The following is an 18,219-nucleotide window of genomic DNA, read 5'->3' on the forward strand; positions in this document are numbered from 1 at the left end:
AGCCCGGTAGCTCGTCAGGCTCATAACCTGAAGGCCGCAGGTTCAAATCCTGCCCCCGCAACCAGTTTGGTCACTTATCTCTCAGATCGGACAGATCAAACGTCTTACCGCCTCCATGCGGTGGGGGCGGTTTCTGGCGTTTAGACTGTCATCCCGAAATCAGATGCGTGAGCTGCGATTTCGTTTCGGCAGGCCCCTAAACATCTGGGGTAGTCGAACCGCGCTTTCGAATTTTGTGATGGTCGATGCACGTTTCAGAGATCTATGACGAGGCACAAGAAACTCTGGGTGAACACGTTTGAGGTCGGACCGGACTGTGCAGATGATCGCCTTTAGGTGATCTCCCTGGGATCCAGTTCTTCAGGTCACACCCTCTCGCGTGGCGCAGTCGGGAAACCGTCGTCTCTCCTCAATTGGTCTGAACCGCATGGATAACCTCACGGAACCGGCAAGCCAAAGGGTCGTCGGTTTTAGCGACGGCGCCATTTCCCAAGTGGGTGGACGGGGCGCCGTGTTCGACAGAAATCCCTGCGCTGAAAGCGTCGCCACGCATTTTGGCCAGACGACGCGGCTAGCGGGTCCGATCCTGATGGGCCATCTCTCGAACTTCGCCATGACGACGACGACTTTGCTTCTCTTCGGCTGGCTGGGCAGTGCCTCCCTCGCCGCGGCAGGTCTAGCGATCCGTGTGGCTGTCAGCACGAATATTCTGGCGGGAATCCTTCTTGTCGCCGGCGTCGCCGCCTCCGGCGCCAATGGCGGACGGGACGCCAAGCGCGTTTCCGGTTTCTACTGGAACGGTCTCTATCTGGCGCTGGCACTGTCGGTCCTGTCCTTCGCGTGGATGACCGTAGCGCCCGGCCTGCTTGCCGTGCTCGGCCAACCTCCAGAGGTCGTGGCCGAAGCCGAAAGGATACTTCACGTCTTGCGTTGGGGCGAACCGGCAAATCTTCTGCGTCTCGGGTTGATGCGCACCATGCTTCCAGCGCTAGGCATGACGTGGATCCTGTATGCGCTCACGCCTCTCTCCCTCGTGCTCTATGTCGTCGCGGGGTTTGGTCTCGTTTTTGGCTTTTCTGGTCTGCCGCCAATGGGTGCAATCGGAATTCCCGTCGCTCTGGTCGGCGTGACGTGGCTGACGGCGCTGGTCATGCTGGCCGCCGTTCATTGCGGGCGCAGTCGTTCTCTCATTCCCTTCACACGGATCCGACTGTCGCTATTGCGGGAGCTTATCCGGACTGGCCTGCCGATCGGGACTTTGCAGGGCGTCGACGGGATCTTCTTCCTTATCGCGACAGTCGTGGTTGGCCAGTTCGGAGCTGCTGCGCTTGCCGCACACCAGATCGCGTTGAATTTCGGCACAATCGCCTATTCGCTGGCGGTTTCATTTGGTGACGCCGCAGCATTGCGGATCAGCTATCGGCGAGGTGCACTGGCCTTCCAGGACGCGCGGGTGGCCGGCTTCGTCGGCGTCACCATGGGCACTGTCTCGATGGCCGCTGCGGCTCTGGTCGTCCTCGCCTTCCCGAACGTCTTTATCGGCCTGTTCATTGACATCAATGATCCGGGCAATGCCGCAACGCTGGCAGCGTCGCAGTCACTGGTGCTCTTTGCCAGTCTCTTCATCTTCGCCGACGGCGTTTACGGTACCGGGATGGGCGTGCTGCGGGGGCTTGGAGATAACCGCTATGCGATGTTGGTCGTGATCATCGCCTATTGGGGAATTGGGCTCCCTGTCGGCGCTGCTTATCACCTACTCGTCGGGTTCGGTATTGAAGAGGTCTGGCTGGGGCTTGCGACTTTGCAGGGGTTTATTGGACTGGTTCTCATACAGCGCTATGCCAAGGTCACACGGCAGGATCCAATATGAGCAAACAGGAACTGGGCTCTGGGAGAACCTCGCTGCATCACAGTGAAGCGTGCAGCGGTCCGGGACAATTGCCGTCCCTTGATGCGTCGGATCTTGCCAGCGTGACGGCTGCGGCAATGCCGATCGTCACCGGACACGAGCCGGTTGCGGCTATCCCGCGCTTTGCGCTTCCGTTGTATAGGCCGATCAACCGTCTCGCTGTGCTGCACAGCCAGGGTAGGCAGAAATGGATCGCCGTGCCTGACAACATGCGCGGCTCAATTCTCTTCATACTGTCGGTCGTGATGTTTTGCATCATGATGGTGGCCATCAAGAAAATTGGTGCCGGGTTGCCGCTTCCACAGATATTGCTGATCCGGCAGGTGATCCTGACCATGATACTTCTGCCGCTGTTGCTCGGCGATCTCTCGCGCGCGCTCAGCACCCAATACCTGGGAAGACACATCGTACGAGGGCTCGTCTGCCTTGGCTCGCAGTACACCTATTTTCTGGCGCTTCTGTATCTGCCACTCGCAGACATGACGGCGCTCGGCTTCAGTCAGGTCATTTTCATGACCATTGCCGCCGTCGTTATTCTCAAGGAGAAGGTGGGCTGGCGACGGTGGCTGGCAACGATGGTCGGCTTCGCCGGTGTCCTTATTATGCTGAGACCGTCTGGCGGGACCGTCGACGTCTATAGTCTGGTCGCAGTCTTGAGCGCGCTGCTTTTGTGCGGCGTCACCGTATCGATCCGGTTGATGGCACGCACCGAGTCGACGGAAACCGTCATGCTCTACCAGTCTTTCGTGCTCTGCGCGGCCTATGCGGTGCCGACCTTTCTGTGGTGGCAGTGGCCAACCAGGGAAGAATGGGTCCTCTTGGCTGTGATCGGCATAGTCGGGACGCTGGGACAGTATCTCTTCACACTTGCATTCCGGGTGGCGGAGGCTTCAGCGCTGGCGCCTCTGGAATTCACCCGGCTCCTGATTGCTATCATCCTCGGCTTTTTGGTCTTCAGCGAAATACCCGAGATGTCGACCATGCTGGGTGCGGTGATCGTCATGGGCTCAACGATCTACACGGTTCGACGAAATTCGCGGCCCGAAAACGCAGATCGAGCGAACGCGTTGAACCGATCAGGCCCGTAGGAACAGGACGCTTGTCAGGACGCGACCATAGCCAGCTTGCTGGTCATCGGAATGCTTTCCATATGGGTGTCGATGAGACAATCGACGAACCGGCGCGCAAGCTTGAATTCGCTGGAACTTGGCCCCGTCACCGCCGCGATGGCATGCACCCGTCGGGTGAGATCCTGGCGCAGCACCCGCAGCCGGCCCGTTTCGACATGCGGTTGAGCAACGTGGTCGGGCAGATAGCCGATATTGCGGCCCGACAGGATCAGCGTCATATGCGCATGTGCGCCGTATCCAATATCTCCACGGGTTGCTGCATTCCGGATCCGTTCGGGATGGAAGTGTTCGAGATGGCCGCGATTGGCATAGACAGCACTTTCGATCTGCTGCAGCGTGATGTCGGAATCGCGAATGTGGAACAGCGGATGCGCCCGGCCGCAATAGATCGCCGCCGTTTCCGGAAACAACGGTTCGAATGTCAGTTGGCTGAAGTGGTCGTCGGTCAGGCCGATGCCGACGTGAATGAGGCCGTCGGCCACATGACCTGTCATCTGAAATCCCAGCATGACTTCCAGCTTGAAGCGCGCATTGGGGTAGTACTCGGCCAGCCGGCTGATGGCTTCCGCAATGCGCGAACGCGGATTGTCGACGATGTGGTCCTGGACTCCGATGATCAGTTCATGTCCGGCACTGTCATTGAGATTGGACGCCCGCTGCTTGAAGTTCTCCACCGAGGCGAACAACTCCTTTGCCGCCTGATAGACGACCTCGCCCTCATGATAGAGCTTGAAGCCTTTCGGGCCGCGCTGGCAGAGCCGAACGCCGAGGCGAATTTCCAGCGATTTCAGATATTCGCTCAGCATGGATTGCGAGAGGTTCAATACCGACTGGGCAGCCGTAAAACTACCCTCCTCGACGATCGTGCAGAAGCATCGCAGCAACTTGAGGTCTACATCATAGATCTGGGACAAATTGGACATTGTAAACCAGTTCTGACTGTTTGAGCCGCCCTATTAAGTTCCTCAGCAAAGATTGTGCCAACACAAGAAACGCATTTGCGATCTTTGATAAAAGTCAACTTTTCAAGGGCTTGGAATCCGTCGCACTCAGGGGCAACGCCAACGAGCCGTTGCCGGACATGCGCGAACTGCTCATGTAAATGGCATGGCTTGACCCGAATGGTGCGCCGCAACACTTTCTGGGCGCGGAATGACAGCTTGCGCAGCTTTTTCACTAAGACGTAAAGTTGCAGATGTTCTAGGGGAGTCCCTCCCGACACAAGCAAGATACTATGATTGCAGGGAAACGGCCTGTTCGAAAAGCATCCATCCTGACCAATCAAAGCATCGAGCTTTGCCGATGGTCACTCATGCTGCACTGCGATTAACGTTCCTTCACCCCCCTTTACCTGCGGGCCGTTCTACGGCTGCGGCAGGTACGATGGATGCAAGGACACAGCGTAAAATGCCCAAGAGCTTTCACCTCGCCTGGTTCATGAATTTCTCCGTGGATGACTGGAATGCTCCCTTCTCTGCCGGTGGGAAACCCTGGGACGGAAACTTCTATGTCGACATGGCGAAGGCCATGGAGCGTGCCTGTTTCGACTATATCATGCTTGAAGACACATTGATGATTTCGGAGGCCTATGGCCACAGCATGGAGGTCTACCTCAAGCATGCTCTGATGGGGCCGAAGAGTGATCCCATGCCGCTTGCGGCACTGATCGCCAGCAAGACAAGCAATCTCGGCGTTGTCGCTACAATGTCGACCATGGCCTATCCGCCCTTCATGCTCGCCCGCCTCTGTGCGACGGTCGACAGCATCTCCGGCGGGCGGTTCGGGTGGAATATCGTGACCAGCGGCGAAAATCTCGCCGCCCAGAACTTCGGCATGGACGAACTGCCCCCCCGCCAGGACCGCTATGACATGGCGGATGAATATGTCGAACTCTGCAAGCAGCTGTGGGGCAGCTGGGACCAGGATGCCGTCGTGCTCGACCGTGAGACCGGCACCTATGCCGACTTCCGCAAGGTCAGACCCATCAATTTCGTTGGCAAATACTATAAATGCCGCGGGCCGCTGAATTGCGTGCCCGGCCCGCAGGGTCGTCCGACCTTCGTGCAGGCAGGGGGATCGCCACGTGGTCGCCAGTTCGCGGCGATGACCGCCGACAGCATTATTGCAGCCGCATCCGGGATCGAAGCGATGAAGGAATATCGCGATGATATTCGCGCTCGTGCGGCAGCCGGCGGGCGTGATCCGGACGAGGTGAAGGTGTTCTTCATCGTCACCCCCGTCTTGGCGGAGACCGAAGCCGCTGCCAAGGCCAAGCTCGACGACTATGTCAGTTCGCCCGAATATCAGGTGAAGACGCTGGCCTCCATCAGCTCGGTCACCGATATCGACTTTTCGCAATTCGAGCTTGACGAGGAACTGCCCCGGCTGACCACCAATGGCGAGCAGGGCTCACTCGACGCCTTTGCGCAATGGGGCCGCGGCAAAACGCTGCGGCAGCTGATCAGCGATAGGGCGACGCGCGGTCTCGACGGCGTCGTGGGCACGCCCGACCAGGTGGCCAAACGGCTGGGCGAGGTGATGGAGGCCGTCGGCGGTGATGGTTTCCTGATCAGTTCGCCCTTCCAGAAAGTCAGCCGCCAGTATGTCACCGAGATTTGTGAAGGCCTCGTGCCGGCCCTGCAGCGCCGTGGCCTGACCCGCACGGCATACACAAAGCCGACGCTGCGCGAGACCCTTCGCGAGTTCTAGGAACCCGCGCCGGGAGTGAATGACCGATCTGCATCAGACAAGAGGACATCAGACATGCCAAAGCGCTTTCACCTCGGTTGGTTCATGAACTTCGCCGTCAGCGAGTGGAACCATCCCTTTGGCGCCGGCGGGCGGCCATGGGACGGGAACTTCTACATCGACATGGCAAAGGCCATGGAGCGCGCGTGTTTTGACTATATCATGCTCGAAGACACCCTGATGATTTCGGAAGCTTATGGCCACAGCACCGAGGTCTATCTGAAGCATGCGATCATGGGCCCGAAGGCGGATCCCGCACCGATGGCGGCCTTGATCGGCGCCAATACGAAGCATCTCGGCGTCGTCGCAACCATGTCGACCATGGCCTATCCACCTTTCATGCTCGCTCGCCTTTGTTCGACACTCGACAGCATTTCTGGCGGACGTTTTGGTTGGAATATCGTGACCAGCGGCGAGAATCTCGCCGCCCAGAACTTCGGCATGGATGAATTGCCGCCCCGTCAGGACCGCTATGACATGGCGGACGAATATGTCGAACTCTGCAAGCAGCTCTGGGGCAGCTGGGACCAGGATGCCGTCGTGCTCGATCGTGAGACCGGAACCTATGCCGACTTCAGCAAGGTGCGGCCGATTGAATTTGTCGGCAAGTATTACAAGTGCCGCGGGCCGTTGAACTGCGTGCCTGGCCCGCAGGGGCGTCCGACCTTCGTACAGGCGGGGGGCTCGCCGCGCGGTCGCCAGTTTGCGGCCATGACCGCCGACAGCATCATTGCGCCCTCTTCAGGTGTGGATGGCATCAAGGCTTATCGGGACGATGTCCGAGCAAGGGCACAAGCCGGCGGACGCGATCCGGATGAGATCAAGGTCCTGTTCGTCATTGCTCCCGTGCTTGGAGAAACAGAAGCCGAAGCGCATGCAAAGTTTGAGCGGATATCGGCGCATCCCGATTACATCGAGAAAGTCCTCGCCTCGATTAGCTCGATCACCGATATCGACTTCTCGCAGTTCGATCTGGACGCTGAACTGCCGCACCTGACCACCAATGGCGAACAGGGGTCACTCGATGCCTTTGCGCAATGGGGCAGCGGCAAGACTTTGCGCCAGATCTGCATGGAGCAGGTATCGCGCGGAATCGACGGACTCGTCGGTACGCCCGATCAGGTTGCCGACCGTCTCGGGGAGATCATGGAGGAGGTGGGAGGCGACGGCTTCCTCATCACGCGCCCCTTCACGACGACGATCAGCCGCCAATACATCCTCGAAATCTGCGAGGGCCTCGTACCAGCGCTGCAGCGCCGGGGTCTAACCCGGACCGAATACACCAAGTCAACCCTGCGCGAAACGCTGCGAGAATTCTGATCACCTTCTGAGGCCACGATCAGGTGCCAACATCCGAAAAGAGGTCCCCGATGACACAAGCAATCAATGAGATCATCCCCCCGACGACGGAACCAGATGTTGCTTTGACATTGCGGCTTCCCGTCGAAGCTCAGGACTACCGGAACGCAATGGCCAAGCTCGCGGCGGCAGTGAACATCATCACCAGCACAGGCGAGAACGGTTGGTGTGGCTTTACCGCCTCGGCGGTGTCGAGCGTGACGGACAGCCCGCCGACACTGCTTGTTTGCATCAAGCGCACCGTCCAGGCACACGGGACGATTGCTGCATCGGGCGTCCTTTGCGTCAACACGGTCGCCGGACCGCAGGAGGAACTGGCGATGACCTTTGCAGGATCGGGCGGCAACAAGGATATGGCACAGCGTTTCGCCGGCGGAGACTGGACCCAGCTCGTCACCGGCGCGCCTGTATTGACCGGTGCCATCGTCAATTTCGATTGTCGCGTGACCAGCGTCAGTACAATCGGCACGCATGATGTCTTCTTTTGCGAGGTTCTGGCCGTGGCCGGCCAGGACACTGTGGAAAGTGGGGCTCTCATCTATTTCGATCGGAAATTCCACGCCGTCGCCTGAATGTGGTCCGGCGTAGCTTCAAGCAAATGGCATGGCGAACGATAGGAGACAGCAGTGAACATCATGACCCCGGAATTCCAGAGGACGAAGACGCGACCGGATGGGACAGTCGCGAGTGCTGCGGAGATCATAGAGGAGGCGCGGCAGGGGCGGATGTTCATTCTCGTCGATGACGAGGATAGAGAAAACGAAGGTGACATTATCATCCCCGCATGTTTCGCCGACGCCGATGTCATCAACTTCATGGCGCGGAACGCCTGCGGCCTGATCTGCCTCGCCATCACGCGGGAACGCGCAGAAGCACTGGCATTGCCACCTATGGCTCCTGTTACTACCGCACCGTTGAAGACTGCATTCACCGTTTCTATCGAAGCCCGTCAGGGTGTGACTACAGGGATTTCATCACATGACAGAGCACACACCATCGCAGTCGCGACCGATCCCGAGGCTGGGCCGTCAGATTTGGTGATGCCAGGCCATGTCTTTCCGATTGTTGCCCGCGATGGAGGGACGATCACGAGACCGGGTCACACCGAAGCGGCGGTGGATGTGGCCCGTCTCGCCGGACTGCCGCCGTCCGGCGTCATCTGCGAGGTCATGAACGAGGACGGGACCATGGCGCGCCTACCGGACCTGATGACCTTTGCCAGGCGTCATGGAATGAAGGTCGGAACCATTGCCGATCTCATCGCCCACCGCTTCGCCATCGGCGATCATCCCTTCCCAGATGCAGGCGCGGCCACCTGTCATGCTGCAATGCGTTGACATCGCTGGCACCTCCACCAGGAGGATTCCACTTTCCGTCCTAGATCAATCGCTGGTCTCCGCCGGACATGTGCCGGCGCAGGCAATTCGTGACAGCGTCACGCTTGCCCGCGCCTGCGAAGGTTTCGGCTATCACCGCTATTGGGTTTCGGAGCATCACGGCAATGCGGCCATGGCCGGATCCGCGCCCGAAGTCCTTTTGGGTGCACTTGCCATGGCGACGCGCACGATGAGGATCGGTAGTGCTGGAGTTATACTCCCGCATTATGCACCCTTGAAGGTTGCCGAACAATTCCGTGTGCTTGAAGCGCTCGCACCTGGGCGGATCGATCTCGGGCTTGGTCGCGGTCCCGGTGCCGATCGTCAGACCGCCTATGCCTTGAGACCCGATGCTCTGGATAATCCCGTTTCCATGTCTGCGATGGACAGCTTTCCCGCCAATGTCGAGGACACACTTGCCTTGGTTCGCGGTGAGCCACTCGGTGATGACCATGTCTTCGCCGGAGTTTTCGCACAACCCCGAGGGCCAACGGCACCTCAGCCCTGGATCCTCGGGTCAGGCAAATACTCCGCACGTCTCGCAGGCCATCTCGGGCTGCCCTTCTGCCAAGCGCATTTTTTTGGCAGCGACAGCGAAGCCTCCCAGGCAATCGGCGCGTATCGCGCAGGCTTTCGCGCCTCGCCGACCCTGACAGAACCCCTTGTCGGCCTGTGCCTCATTGCTATGGCGGCGCCAACCAGTGCCGAGGCCGAGCGCCTTTTCCTCTCGTATGTCCCCTGGCGTCTCTCGAGAGATGCCGGACGCATGGTGCCGTTGCAGCAGCCCGAACACGCAATCGCAGCGGCTGTCGGCCTTGATCAGGACACGATCCAGCGTCTGCGCAAAACGGCGGTGTTCGGTACCCCCGACGAGGTTTTCGCCAGAATTGCGGGGCTCAAGACCGGTTACGAAATAGACGAGATGGTGATCCTCGCGCCGGCATATGAGCTCTCTGTTCGCATGGCCTCCTATGGCCTGATTGCGGGGATCAATCAAACACAGGCAACAGATGACCGACCGGCTCGAGCGTCCGAATTCTGGCTATGACCGTCCACAAACCATCGGAGACTTCGTGATGATAGAGATCGGCGCCATTCCCCCAGCAACCCCCGAGCTGCCGACGATTGATCAAGGCACTTTCTGGCGCACCCTTGGCACACGTGCCACCGGAATGACGATCGTCACAGCCAGGAGCGACGAGGGACCTGTCGGATTTCTCGGCCTGTCTGCGACACACGTGGCGGCCGACCCCGCAACCATGATGGTCTCAATTGATCGCAAAACCAGCGCGCTTGCAGGCGTCCTGTCTCAGAGACACTTTGCAGTCAACTTTCTCGATGCAGCCGCTGCTCATGTCGCGACCGCGTTCGGAGGTAAGTCCGGACTGCAGAATGCCGACCGTTTCGTCGACGACGAATGGGCGACGCTTGCAACCGGCGCCCCAGTCTATTGTCGGGCTCTTGGCGTCTTCGATTGTCTCGTGGAGACCGTTGTTGAGCACGGCAACGTGTCCATCGTTATAGGAAGGGTGGTCGCGGCCTCCTCCCGCGCCGATGGCGAACCCCTCCTTTTTTTCCGCGGCAAGACGATCGAGGGCCTACGCCAGCCAGATTGATTGGCTGGAAGGGCGCCTGACAGACTTTCTGTGTCAAAGTCATGCTGCGGGCAAACTGCCGTGAACGACGTCGGTTGCAGAACTTACTGCGGCATCAGCAGCACTATCGATCTATTTGGTTTCTACTTGCGGACGTTCTGAAAGGAACGGTGCAATCCTGCATGATGTGACTATGCAGATTCTAGCAATGACACTCTATCTGCGTGCTGTTCGTTGATTAAAAAAACATCATCGCGATGCAATAAGATGCGCCAAAAGCTTCGGTTCAGCCGGAGTTCATTTTCAGTTTTCACCATGTTTATCAGCAGGAAACGTCGCTACGGTCCTCATACTGCGATGCAGCAAAGCAACATCCTCAAGGGAGGTAGGTAGCGGCTGCGAAGGAGCGCGCGTTTCATGCCAACGAATATGTTTCATCTTGGATGGTTTCTGCAGGGCTCAAGCATTGGTGGCTGGGGCGATAAATGGTCCGGAAATATTGCCAGAGAATGGATGCATCCTGGCGCCTATCTGGATCTCGCTCGTGCGATGGAGCGCGCTTGCTTTGACTATATCCTCATTGAAGACTCGATCTATGTTGGACAAAATTGGCAGGACTCCCGCGAAATATTTCTCACCAATGGCATCAGCGTCCCACGTCAGGAACCCTCTGTCGTTGCAACCCTGATGGCGGCTGCGACCACACGGCTTGGCATTGTTCCGACTTTGTCGACCTTTGCCTACCACCCCTATCTCACCTCTCGGATCGTCGGCACGCTCGACCAGATCTCGCTTGGACGTGGCGGCTGGAATGTGGTGACCGGCAGCTCGGATCTGTCTGCTCAGAACTTCGGAATGGACAAGCTCGCAGACCATGATGAGCGCTATGTCATGGCCGAAGAATACATGCAGATCTGTCAGGGACTCTGGGGGTCCTGGGAGCCGGGGGCGATCGTCGGTGATCGCGACACTGGGGTGCTTATCGATCATAACAAGGTCCATACGATCGATTACAAGGGCAAATACTACGCCTCGCGCGGTCCACTGAATTCCGGCCCTCTCCCCCAGGGCCAACCTGTCATCGCCCAGGCCGGCGGCTCGAAGAGCGGCAAGGGATTTGCCGCGCGCTATGCCGACACCATTGTCGCGGCGCCGAAGGGCGTGGAAGCGATGAAGCAGTATCGCAATGACGTCCGCGCCGAGATGGCAGCCATCGGGCGCGATCCGGACAAATGTAAGGTTCTCTTCCTCGTCCAGCCGATTTTGACAGAGACGATGACGGAAGCCGCTGAACGTATAGCCGAGCGCAAGGCCGCATCCGAGAAATACATCGATCAGCGTCTGGCGCGCTTCGGCTGGAGCACCAATCTCGACCTTTCTGGCTGCGATCTCGACGCCCCGATCGGTGAACTCACCACCAATGGCCATCAGTCCAGTCTGGCCCAGTTCCTCGCGCGCTCATCCGGCAAGACCCTGCGTGAGGCAATCATCGAGCATACCACCAGCGGCTATTGCGTCGACATGGTCGGCACGCCCGAAAGCATTGCAAGCCAGATGGCGGAGGTGATGGAGGAAGTTGGTGGCGACGGTTTTCTCATCGAACAACCGAATGTCAACCGGCGCACGATCGCCTCGATCACCGACGGCCTCGTCCCGGTCTTGCAGCATCGCGGACTGACACGAAAAGCCTACGCGCATGAGCAGCTGCGCGACAATCTTCTGGACTTTTAGCATCCGCAGACACGGCTCGATCCGACATCGCCTTCCCCATCTTCATTTCCAGGGAGTTCTCTCATGTCCATGCATTCGAAAACCATACTGACTGTCGCTTCCATGCTCTTGGGAGCATTGACACTCACGGCGCGCCCGGCTTCGGCGGAAAAACTTCTCCTTGGCAACGAGGGCGTCTATCCGCCCTTCAGCATCGTTGCGTCCGACGGTTCACTCACCGGATTCGAACCGGCACTCGCACGCGAGATGTGCAAGCGAATGAATGTCGAGTGCGAATTTGTCGTCATGGATTTCAAGGCGCTGATCCCATCCATTCTGCAAGGCAAGTTCAACATCCTCGCAAGCCAGCTTTCGCCGACCCCTGAGCGCTTGGAAAAGCTCACATACGCACTGCCGATCGTCTATAATCCGGCGACCTTCGTCGTGCGCAAGGACTCCAATCTGACCTTCACGCCAGAGGGGCTTGGCGGCAAGAACCTCAAGCTCGGCCTTCAGCGGGGCGCATCCTCGATCCCCTATGTCGAGAAGAACTTCACCGGGCTGTTCACGCCTGTCCTCTACGACAATCCCGACCAGATGCAGCTCGATCTGCTTGCCGGTCGCGTTGACCTCGTCTTCGATTCCAAGATCAACTGGACGCTCGAACTGATCAACAAGCCTGAAGGCAAGGACTACATGCTTGCTGGTGGCGATCACTGGCTCGGTGATCCGGCGATCCCGGCGAATGAGCGCGGTTATAGCTGGGCCGTGCGCAAGGGTGACGAGGCGATTGTCGAGCGCATGAACGTTGCCCTGAAATCGATCATCGAAGACTGCACCTACACCAAGATCCGCAAGGAATATCTCGACATCACGATCCTGGCCGGCGAGGAGGCCTGTGCAGCAGCGTCCGAATAGGGCGGTGCAACAGGCGCTCACCTCCGCTTTTCTCCTGTCTCCAACCAATAGGAATGAAGTCCATGGGCATGCTCTCAATACAAGGCATCAGCAGGTTTTCTTCCTCCAACCGGGTCGGGGGTCGGCGACAGGCTAAGGTGCGCCGCCGAATAGGTGTCGTAGCCGGCATGATGGCCCTTCTTCTGGGCCATCTGCCTGCCGCGGCCGAAACCCTCAAGCTCGGGAACGAGGGGGTTTACCCCCCGTTCAGCATGGTCGACGCCGCTGGAAACCTGACCGGCATCGAAGCCGATCTGGCGCGTGAGATGTGCAAGCGCATGGACGTCGAATGCGAAATCATCGTCATGGATTTCAAGGCGCTGATCCCGTCACTGCTGCAGGGCAAGTTCGACATTCTCGTGTCGCAAGTCACGCCGACGGCCGAGCGCAAGGAGAAGATGTTGTTCAGCACCCGGATCGTCGCCAATCCGATGGTGTTTGTTCTTCCCGCGAACGGTAACTACACGATGACCAAGGAAGGGCTCACCGACAAGGGCCTGAAAATGGGGCTGCAACGGGGCGGCGCGCACATCAAGGTGGCGCAGGATCTGTTCGGCGATGCCGTCGAATATGTCCTTTATGACAATCCCGACCAGATTCATCTCGATATGGTCGCAGGCCGCATCAACATGTCCTTCGAGGCCAAGCTGAACGTCGTTGTCGATTTTCTTGGCAAGCCGGAGGGCAAGGCCTTCGAGATCGTTGGCGAAGAATACTGGATCGGCGAGGCCTCTGTGCCTGAAGATGAACGCGGCCTGTCCTGGGTGGCCCGAAAGGGCGAGGAAGCTCTGGTGGCCCGCATGGACACCGCCATCAAGGCGATCATGGCAGACTGCACCTACACGGCCATCCGCAAGAAATACATGGACATCGCCATTCTTCCCGAAGACGAGGCCTGCGAAGGCAAGACCAACTGAACACAGCCTCTTTGCTGCTCTCACGGATGAAAGGGTTCCGACATGGAAATATCATCAGCGGAGTTTTGGGGATATGTGCGCCAGATCGGCGGTGGCGCGGTCGTGACAATGCAACTCTTCGTCGCCGGATTTTCCCTGGCGCTGGTGCTGGGGACGGTGATCGGGATCATTACCCTGTCGCGGAATGTGGTGATCCAGGCCGTCTGGCGGGTGTATTCCTCGATCATCATGGGTGTCCCGTCCTTGCTTGTCATCTTCCTCCTCTATTATGGAGGAAGCGCGATCCTGACCGGCCTGTTCGGCATGTCGCGCTCCATTGATGTCACCCCGTTCGGAGCGGGCCTCACGGCGCTCACCATCGTCTACGCGGCTTATGTCGCCGAACTGCTGCACGGCGCCGTGCGCAATCTTCCCAAGGGACAATTCGAAGCCTGCGCGGCACTCAACCTGAGTGCATTCCGGGCGTGGCGACACGTAATCCTGCCGCAGGTGGCCCGCCTTGCCTTCCCGGGGCTGGTGAACATCTGGCTGATCGTTCTCAAGGATACCCCGCTGGTGTCTCTCGCGGGTTTGAACGACCTTGTCGCCAATGCGAAAATCGCCGCCGGCGCGACCAATGAGCCTTTCGTCTTCTTCATCGCGGCGTCGCTGTTCTTCATCGTCTTCAGCGCGCTGACCATGCCATTCGCCGCCCGTATTGAAGTTCGCTTCAACCGCGGCCTAGCCAGGGTGAACACATGAACGCGCTCGTGATCGACTTCGCCCTCGTCTGGGAGTCTCTGCCCGCCATGCTCAACGGGCTTTGGACGACGATGCTGGTGACCATCATCGTCCTGGTCCTCGGCCTGATCTTCTGTATCCCGCTGACGCTGGCGAGAATGTCGTCGAACCGGGTCTTCGCTCTGCCGGCGGCCTTTTTCGTGATGTTCTTCCGCGGTGCGCCGCTGCTGATCCTTCTCTATCTTGTCTATTATGGCTTTGGTCAGATCGAGGCGCTGCGCGACGGGCCGCTTTGGTTCATCTTCGGAAGCGCATTTGCCTGCGCCGTGATCGGGCTGACGCTCAACCACCTTGCCTTCATGGTCGACGTCGTGAGGGGAAGTCTTGAGGCGGTTCCTGCCGGGCTTAGCGAAGCCTCGAATTCGCTCGGAATCGCGCCACGCGACACCTTCCGCTATATCCAGCTACCGCTGGCGATGCGGTACGGGATCAAGGCCTACCAGAACGAAGTCGTCATGCTGACCAAAGGCACGGCCGTCATCAGCGTGATCACCATCATCGACCTGACAGCAGTCGCCAATGAGGTCTTCGAGAGAACCTACGACCCGTTTACCCCGATGCTGACAGTCGCAGCCTTCTACTGGGTTCTGGTCAACGTGATGCGGCTTGGTTTCCGCCGGCTTGAATCACACCTGAACCGTCATCACGCGGCCGAGGATGCCCGTCGCAATGAAAAGCCGGTCAAGACCATCGGCTCTCTCCTGTTCCACCCATCCAGCTGGCTGAAAGCCAAGCGCTCGATGCTGGTGGCCCGCAAGGAGCATGCCCTATGACCGGGGTTGCCCCTCCCCAGAACGAGCCGTCCCTGTCCTCCTCCATTGCCGTCAGCATGAAGGGCGTCGAGAAATGGTACGGCAAGTTCCGAGCGCTGAACGGAATTGATCTTGAGGTGCGACGCGGCGAGAAGATTGTGGTGTGCGGTCCCTCGGGATCCGGCAAATCCACCCTCATCCGCTGCATTAACCGCCTGGAGCCGCACGATGAGGGGTCGATCATTGTCAACGGCATCGAGCTCGACGGATCACCAACGACCACGCAGGATGTGCGCATCGAAGTCGGTATGGTGTTTCAGCAGTTCAATCTGTTTCCCCATCTGACCATCATGGAAAACTGTACGCTTGCGCCGCGCCTGGCGCGTGGCGCGACCGTCGAAGCGGCAGAGCGCCTTGCCCGACGCTTTCTTGACCGCGTGCAGATCGGGGATCAGGCGCATAAATATCCGAGCCAGCTCTCGGGCGGACAGCAGCAGAGGGTCGCGATCGCCCGGGCCTTGTGCATGGAGCCGCGGATCATGCTGTTCGACGAACCGACCTCGTCGCTGGACCCCGAAATGATCAAGGAGGTTCTGCAGGTCATGGAGGACCTGACCGACGACGGACTGACCATGATCTGCGTGACGCATGAAATGGGCTTTGCCCGTCGGGTCGCCAATCGATGCATCTTCATGGATAAAGGCGAAATTGTCGAAGCGGGGCCGGCCGACAGCTTTTTCGAGGCCCCGCGAAGCGAAAGGTTGAAAACCTTCCTGTCACAGGTTCTGCATTGACAGTCGTCCTTTGAATGCACTGTTTGACTGCGGTCTCTTTCAAGTGTGGCTTGAGAGATTTGTACCGCACCTGAAAACGCGAGATCAGTTTGACATCAAGACGCTTACGCCGCAGGACTGGGCTGCCGAAAGACGGTTTAGACATGGGTGGCAGAATGAGCGGTAATCATTATTTTTCGCAGGTTGGCGGTCTTCCGCCGCAGACACAGACACTCTCCAGCAAGGCGGTCTTCAAGACAGCCTATGCGGTAATCCCGAAGACGGTGATGAGCGACATCGTCACCAGCGTCCTGCCGCATTGGGATGGAACCAGGGCATGGATCATCGCGCGCCCGTTAAGCGGCTTTGCTGAAACTTTCGCCCAGTACATCATGGAGGTCGCGTCCGGTGGCGGCAGCGTCAGGCCGGAACCGGATGCACGGGCTTCGGCGGCGATTTTCGTCGTCGAGGGCGAGGGCAAGATCGCTTATGACGGCCACGAGCATCCGCTGCGCGCCGGTTCGTTCGCCTACCTGCCCGCGGGGGCGAAATGGACCTTCAAGAACGAAAGCGCGGCGCCGGTCCGGTTTCACTGGGTCCGCAAGGCGTTCAAGGTCGTTGATGGCTTGGACCCGCCGCCGGCCATCTTCACCCACGAAGACGATTGCGTTATGCACGCCATGCCCGATACCGAGGGCCGCTGGGCAACCACCCGGTTCATCGATCCGTCCGACGTGCGCTACGATATGCATCTCAACATCGTTACCTTCGAGCCGGGCGCCATCATTCCTTTCATGGAAACGCACATCATGGAGCACGGGCTCTATGTGCTGGAAGGCAAGGCCGTCTATCGATTGAACGAGGACTGGGTGGAGGTCGAGGCTGGCGACTATATGTGGCTCCGCTCCTTTTGCCCCCAGGCCTGTTATGCCGGCGGCCCGGGACGCTTCCGCTATCTGCTCTACAAGGACGTCAATCGCCATCCTGATTTGTGAGGTGTGCCGAGCGTCCCACCTCACAAATGAAGGGGCGGGCTTGTTCCGAACCTCGTTCGGGTGACCCAGCATGACGGAGCCAACGCATCCCATATCGGTCACCCGAATGTCCGCTGTTATCCTGAGCCCCCCAGCTGCGAGCATCCTCCTTTCAGCCCCAAAACGGTATCGCTAGGCGCAAGACACTCAATACCCGAGACTCCATCTATCGCGGGTTGTTATGCAGAAGCATTGGGCGACGCATCCAAAGACGCAGATATTGCAAGTCTCTGTGCAATCAGGCCCCCGCAACCACTTTCACCGAACTCCCTTCAAGATCCTTTCCAGTTTTAGGTTGGGCCAACGCAATCAACGCAGTGATGGCACCTTCAAGCTCGATCGTAGTTCGGCCATCGACCTCGCGGATGGTCACTGATGAGATCAGGCTGCGAATGTTCTCCAGAGCCGAGGTGCGTATCGCGGTGTCATTGAGTGTCTCGGCCAATGCTGCCACCTTGCGACGATAGACTTCGCCAAGATTAGGATGAAGGCGGACGCGAGAGGGGGGCAGCGGCCGACAATCGCGCGTCCAGTTCCGCAGCTTGCGCTTCCATATTCTCCAGCTTCTCTTTGAGGCCCGGTGTGCGAAGTCCATCGGCGATAGCATCATAAAGCCCATCGAGCCGGCGCGCGATTTGTCCGCGTTGGTTGTCAATGCGCTGTCGTTCCGAATCTTGGGAAGCCCCACCGGCGTTCGCCTCGTTCGCATACTCCTTGATGAACTGCGCAACGGCTTCGGGCTGCATCAAACGCCGACGCAGCAGGTCGAGAATGACCTCTTCCAGTTCACGACGCTTGAAGGAGTGAACCGCAACCGCTTGCCTCAACAAGAGCGAAGCCGAGAACACCTTTGCTCGCGCACTGTTCTTCAACCGCCTCGGAGAACTGCGCGACCGGACTTTCGCGAGCCAGTTCTACCGAGAATCCGGACATAACCTGGTGACCAACGCCATAGTCTATTGGAACACGCTCTATCTTGAACCAGCGTTGGCCGTGCTAAACCGGGAAGGTGTCGCAACGCCGCCCGACGTGATCAAACACATCACTCCGCTTGGATGGCAGCATATCAGTCTCACTGGCGATTACATCTGGACCCCGACGGACGGCGCCGATCTCAGACCATTGCGGCAGGAAACCTCCATCCCCGCAGCATGAGCACCCTATGTTCTCAAAATTCGG

General features: G+C 58.8%; 18 protein-coding genes and 1 pseudogene. 16 read left to right on the forward strand and 3 right to left on the reverse strand.

Translation table 11 applies throughout. The features are described 5' to 3' along the window. Positions 1–511: 511 nt before the first annotated feature. Positions 512–1,870 carry an MATE family efflux transporter gene (locus IP85_RS00040; protein WP_197277959.1) on the forward strand — a complete coding sequence of 453 codons (1,359 nt, stop codon included), beginning with the start codon at positions 512–514 and terminating at the stop codon, positions 1,868–1,870. Next, entirely contained in the window at positions 1,867–2,997 is a 1,131-nt protein-coding gene (locus IP85_RS00045) for a DMT family transporter (protein ID WP_054147624.1), read from the forward strand. The genes IP85_RS00040 and IP85_RS00045 overlap by 4 nt, the downstream gene beginning before the upstream one ends. 14 nt (positions 2,998–3,011) lie before the next feature. Here IP85_RS00045 and IP85_RS00050 read toward each other — a convergent pair whose 3' ends face one another. Beyond that, on the reverse strand, positions 3,012–3,962 hold the full coding sequence (locus IP85_RS00050; RefSeq protein ID WP_054147625.1) for a LysR family transcriptional regulator: 951 nt from the start codon (positions 3,960–3,962) through the stop codon (positions 3,012–3,014). A gap of 484 nt (positions 3,963–4,446) precedes the next feature. On the opposite strand from IP85_RS00050, the gene IP85_RS00055 reads away from it, so the two are divergent. From IP85_RS00055 to IP85_RS00115, 13 genes are all read left to right on the forward strand, one after another. Beyond that, positions 4,447–5,748 carry an NtaA/DmoA family FMN-dependent monooxygenase gene (locus tag IP85_RS00055; RefSeq protein ID WP_054147626.1) on the forward strand — a complete coding sequence of 434 codons (1,302 nt, stop codon included), beginning with the start codon at positions 4,447–4,449 and terminating at the stop codon, positions 5,746–5,748. Between the two features lie 54 nt (positions 5,749–5,802). Next, positions 5,803–7,107, forward strand: a complete 1,305-nt coding sequence (locus IP85_RS00060; RefSeq protein ID WP_054147627.1) for an NtaA/DmoA family FMN-dependent monooxygenase — start codon at positions 5,803–5,805, stop codon at positions 7,105–7,107. 50 nt (positions 7,108–7,157) lie between these two features. Then, complete coding sequence (locus IP85_RS00065; protein ID WP_082347515.1) at positions 7,158–7,718, forward strand: flavin reductase; 561 nt, start codon at positions 7,158–7,160, stop codon at positions 7,716–7,718. A 63-nt stretch (positions 7,719–7,781) separates the two neighbouring features. Beyond that, positions 7,782–8,483, forward strand: coding sequence for a 3,4-dihydroxy-2-butanone-4-phosphate synthase (gene ribB / locus IP85_RS00070; RefSeq protein WP_082347548.1), 702 nt, complete (start codon positions 7,782–7,784; stop codon positions 8,481–8,483). Further along, positions 8,467–9,570, forward strand: coding sequence for an LLM class flavin-dependent oxidoreductase (locus IP85_RS00075; RefSeq protein ID WP_054147628.1), 1,104 nt, complete (start codon positions 8,467–8,469; stop codon positions 9,568–9,570). The genes ribB and IP85_RS00075 overlap by 17 nt, the downstream gene beginning before the upstream one ends. After that, positions 9,533–10,138: a flavin reductase family protein gene (locus IP85_RS00080; protein WP_245280779.1), complete on the forward strand. Its 606-nt coding sequence runs from the start codon at positions 9,533–9,535 to the stop codon at positions 10,136–10,138. The genes IP85_RS00075 and IP85_RS00080 overlap by 38 nt, the downstream gene beginning before the upstream one ends. 396 nt (positions 10,139–10,534) lie before the next feature. Next, positions 10,535–11,848 carry an NtaA/DmoA family FMN-dependent monooxygenase gene (locus IP85_RS00085; RefSeq protein ID WP_054147629.1) on the forward strand — a complete coding sequence of 438 codons (1,314 nt, stop codon included), beginning with the start codon at positions 10,535–10,537 and terminating at the stop codon, positions 11,846–11,848. Between the two features lie 63 nt (positions 11,849–11,911). After that, the gene (locus IP85_RS00090) at positions 11,912–12,745 is read left to right on the forward strand and encodes a transporter substrate-binding domain-containing protein (protein ID WP_197277961.1); all 834 of its coding nucleotides are present in this window, start codon (positions 11,912–11,914) and stop codon (positions 12,743–12,745) included. Positions 12,746–12,912: 167 nt separating this feature from the next. Continuing rightward, positions 12,913–13,701: a transporter substrate-binding domain-containing protein gene (locus IP85_RS00095; RefSeq protein WP_054147630.1), complete on the forward strand. Its 789-nt coding sequence runs from the start codon at positions 12,913–12,915 to the stop codon at positions 13,699–13,701. 42 nt (positions 13,702–13,743) lie between these two features. After that, positions 13,744–14,442, forward strand: a complete 699-nt coding sequence (locus IP85_RS00100) for an ABC transporter permease subunit (RefSeq protein ID WP_054147631.1) — start codon at positions 13,744–13,746, stop codon at positions 14,440–14,442. Then, a complete protein-coding gene (locus tag IP85_RS00105) occupies positions 14,439–15,254 on the forward strand; it encodes an ABC transporter permease subunit (RefSeq protein ID WP_069043098.1) in 816 nt (271 codons plus the stop codon). Before IP85_RS00100 ends, IP85_RS00105 begins: the two co-directional genes overlap by 4 nt. Next, positions 15,251–16,027 (forward strand): amino acid ABC transporter ATP-binding protein, encoded by a 777-nt coding sequence (locus tag IP85_RS00110; protein WP_054147632.1) that lies wholly within the window; start codon positions 15,251–15,253, stop codon positions 16,025–16,027. The genes IP85_RS00105 and IP85_RS00110 overlap by 4 nt, the downstream gene beginning before the upstream one ends. Positions 16,028–16,182: 155 nt before the next feature. Further along, entirely contained in the window at positions 16,183–17,001 is an 819-nt protein-coding gene (locus tag IP85_RS00115) for a bifunctional allantoicase/(S)-ureidoglycine aminohydrolase (protein ID WP_054147633.1), read from the forward strand. A gap of 277 nt (positions 17,002–17,278) precedes the next feature. Here the strand turns inward: IP85_RS00115 and IP85_RS00120 are convergent, their stop codons facing one another. Then, positions 17,279–17,485, reverse strand: coding sequence for a hypothetical protein (locus tag IP85_RS00120; protein ID WP_054147634.1), 207 nt, complete (start codon positions 17,483–17,485; stop codon positions 17,279–17,281). Between the two features lie 34 nt (positions 17,486–17,519). Further along, a complete protein-coding gene (locus IP85_RS00125; protein WP_156322675.1) occupies positions 17,520–17,912 on the reverse strand; it encodes a hypothetical protein in 393 nt (130 codons plus the stop codon). On the opposite strand from IP85_RS00125, the pseudogene IP85_RS21785 reads away from it, so the two are divergent. Continuing rightward, a pseudogene (locus IP85_RS21785) lies at positions 17,863–18,195 on the forward strand (Tn3 family transposase); the annotation flags it as partial. The gene IP85_RS00125 and the pseudogene IP85_RS21785 overlap by 50 nt on opposite strands. Between the last annotated feature and the right edge of the window lie 24 nt (positions 18,196–18,219).

The organism is Rhizobium sp. AAP116 (assembly GCF_001295785.1).
GTDB lineage: Bacteria > Pseudomonadota > Alphaproteobacteria > Rhizobiales > Rhizobiaceae > Allorhizobium.

What these genes read in the sequence shown, in the direction of transcription:
- IP85_RS00045 (WP_054147624.1), top strand. Translation starts at nt 1,867, where the DNA reads ATGAGCAAACAGGAACTGGGCTCTGGGAGAACCTCGCTGCATCACAGT.
- IP85_RS00050 (WP_054147625.1), bottom strand. Translation starts at nt 3,962, where the DNA reads ATGTCCAATTTGTCCCAGATCTATGATGTAGACCTCAAGTTGCTGCGA.
- IP85_RS00055 (WP_054147626.1), top strand. Translation starts at nt 4,447, where the DNA reads ATGCCCAAGAGCTTTCACCTCGCCTGGTTCATGAATTTCTCCGTGGAT.
- IP85_RS00060 (WP_054147627.1), top strand. Translation starts at nt 5,803, where the DNA reads ATGCCAAAGCGCTTTCACCTCGGTTGGTTCATGAACTTCGCCGTCAGC.
- IP85_RS00065 (WP_082347515.1), top strand. Translation starts at nt 7,158, where the DNA reads ATGACACAAGCAATCAATGAGATCATCCCCCCGACGACGGAACCAGAT.
- ribB (WP_082347548.1), top strand. Translation starts at nt 7,782, where the DNA reads ATGACCCCGGAATTCCAGAGGACGAAGACGCGACCGGATGGGACAGTC.
- IP85_RS00075 (WP_054147628.1), top strand. Translation starts at nt 8,467, where the DNA reads ATGCTGCAATGCGTTGACATCGCTGGCACCTCCACCAGGAGGATTCCA.
- IP85_RS00080 (WP_245280779.1), top strand. Translation starts at nt 9,533, where the DNA reads ATGACCGACCGGCTCGAGCGTCCGAATTCTGGCTATGACCGTCCACAA.
- IP85_RS00085 (WP_054147629.1), top strand. Translation starts at nt 10,535, where the DNA reads ATGCCAACGAATATGTTTCATCTTGGATGGTTTCTGCAGGGCTCAAGC.
- IP85_RS00090 (WP_197277961.1), top strand. Translation starts at nt 11,912, where the DNA reads ATGTCCATGCATTCGAAAACCATACTGACTGTCGCTTCCATGCTCTTG.
- IP85_RS00095 (WP_054147630.1), top strand. Translation starts at nt 12,913, where the DNA reads ATGATGGCCCTTCTTCTGGGCCATCTGCCTGCCGCGGCCGAAACCCTC.
- IP85_RS00100 (WP_054147631.1), top strand. Translation starts at nt 13,744, where the DNA reads ATGGAAATATCATCAGCGGAGTTTTGGGGATATGTGCGCCAGATCGGC.
- IP85_RS00105 (WP_069043098.1), top strand. Translation starts at nt 14,439, where the DNA reads ATGAACGCGCTCGTGATCGACTTCGCCCTCGTCTGGGAGTCTCTGCCC.
- IP85_RS00110 (WP_054147632.1), top strand. Translation starts at nt 15,251, where the DNA reads ATGACCGGGGTTGCCCCTCCCCAGAACGAGCCGTCCCTGTCCTCCTCC.
- IP85_RS00115 (WP_054147633.1), top strand. Translation starts at nt 16,183, where the DNA reads ATGAGCGGTAATCATTATTTTTCGCAGGTTGGCGGTCTTCCGCCGCAG.